Source organism: Bartonella vinsonii subsp. berkhoffii ATCC 51672, assembly GCF_902825225.1.
GTDB lineage: Bacteria > Pseudomonadota > Alphaproteobacteria > Rhizobiales > Rhizobiaceae > Bartonella > Bartonella berkhoffii.
Genome location: NZ_CADEAK010000127.1, coordinates 1 through 485, shown reverse-complemented (window position 1 = coordinate 485; position 485 = coordinate 1). Strand labels below are relative to the sequence as shown.

Here is a 485-nt window from a genome sequence, read left to right as displayed (position 1 = left end):
AAGCACTCGAAATGGTTGAAAATGTTATGATATCCAATCGTTTGCTCGGAATAATTCAACCACTTTCATCGAATACAGACCGCTTCACCTCACCACTTTATAAAATAGGCTGTATAGGGCGCATTACAAACTACAACGAAACGGGAAATGGGCAGCTTTTCATTATACTACAAGGCGTTTGTCGCTTCACCTTAGAACAGGAGTTGGTGAACGCAAAACCTTATCGAACTGCTCTCATCCGATCAAACATAGAAGACTTACAAGAACCTGATATGGTAGAAAACATTAATCGAGAAAACCTCCTCAACATTGTTGAGCAATATCTCGTCATACATGAAATAGAATATAATTGGAGCAGTATCATACAAGCCCCCACGCCTCTATTGGTTAATGCTTTTTCAGCCCTCATCCCTTTTACACCAGAAGAAAAACAAGCTCTACTTGAAGCTCCAGATATTGGAAATCGTGCCCAAACTCTTCTGGCT

The 485-nt window shown here is 40.4% G+C and carries 1 protein-coding gene; it reads left to right on the top strand.

The features are described 5' to 3' along the window. Positions 1–485: LON peptidase substrate-binding domain-containing protein (locus J7R10_RS08575; protein ID WP_208436467.1), on the top strand; the 485-nt coding region annotated here is incomplete at both ends.